This window comes from Methylobacterium sp. J-078 (assembly GCF_022829285.1).
GTDB lineage: Bacteria > Pseudomonadota > Alphaproteobacteria > Rhizobiales > Beijerinckiaceae > Methylobacterium.
Map to the genome: position 1 here is coordinate 1 of NZ_JAKSYI010000007.1, position 1,270 is coordinate 1,270.

1 protein-coding gene and 1 pseudogene are annotated in these 1,270 nt (G+C 64.9%); both read right to left on the bottom strand.

Translation table 11 applies throughout. The annotated features are described in order from the left end of the window. Positions 1 to 379 (bottom strand): annotated as a pseudogene (locus MKK58_RS00175) (porin family protein); the annotation flags it as partial. A gap of 323 nt (positions 380 to 702) precedes the next feature. Continuing rightward, positions 703 to 1,270, bottom strand: a 568-nt coding sequence (locus MKK58_RS00180; protein WP_243910208.1) for a response regulator transcription factor, incomplete at its 5' end; no start/stop codon positions are given.

The following is a 1,270-nucleotide window of genomic DNA, read 5'->3' on the forward strand; positions in this document are numbered from 1 at the left end:
CGTACTGGGCGTCGGCCTCGACACCGATCACGACACCAGAGCCCGGGGTGAACTGGTAGTTGTAGCCGATCTGACCGCCGCCGACGAAGCCTTCGTTGCTGTCACGGCCGCCGAAGGCGCCGGCGCCACGACCACCCACCGGAGGGCTGGCGGCGGTGCCGAGGAAGATCGGCGCCTTGGCGACGATGGTGGTCGGGCCCTTGTTGTCGTTGCCCGTACCGAAGCCGGAGCCGGCGTTGAAACCGGCGTAGAAGCCGGTCCAGGTGAACACCGGCACCGGCACGAACACCGGGGGAGCCGCGCGGCGCGGAAGGTCGGCGGCGGAGGCGGCGCCAGCGAGGAGAGCCGAAGCGGCGCTGGCGAGGATGAGCGTCTTGATCATGTGAGGCCTGCCGGGAACCAGAGGCGCACTCTCGGTGCGGTGTGAAGCGGTTCTACCGTGAGAGCCTGGCTGAGCTCCAGTGCATTTGAGCAACACCCAGGATAGATCGATATCAGCCCGAATAGACTAACAATAATTGAAGATTTATGCCTCAGTAACCGAGCGAGTTAACACACGTCGCGACGGGTGGTTCCATGAGAACAGTCCGCCGGTTCGGAAATCGTAGTCTGCCGGGTTCGGCCTCAATGTTCGCGGACCAACGCCGGTCCGAAGCTGCTGTCGGACCGCCATGGCAGCCCGCAAGCCGAGGGACGCTCGGATCATCCCGCCATGGCGCGCATCGCGGAGACGCCGTCGTGCAGCACGTAGCCGCGGCCCCAGACAGTCTCGATGTAGTTCTTGCCGCCCGAGGCATTGGCGAGCTTCCGGCGCAGCTTGCAGATGAACACGTCGATGATCTTCAGCTCGGGCTCGTCCATGCCGCCGTAGAGATGGTTAAGGAACATCTCCTTGGTCAGGGTCGTGCCCTTGCGCAGGGCGAGGAGCTCCAGGATCTGGTACTCCTTGCCGGTGAGATGGACGCGCGCCCCGGCGATGGTGGTGGTCTTCTCATCGAGGTTCACGATGCGGTCGCCGGTGGTGATCATCGACTGGGCGTGGCCCTGCGAGCGGCGCACGATGGCGTCGATGCGGGCGACGAGCTCGTCCTTGTGGAAGGGCTTGGTGAGATAGTCGTCGGCCACGAAGCCGAGGCCCTCCACCTTGTCCTCGATGCCGGCCAACCCGGGGACGAGCAGGATCGGCGTGTTGATCTTGGCGACGCGCAAGCTGCGCAGCACCTCGTAGCCCGAGATATCGGGCAGCGTCAGGTCGAGCAGGATGATGTCG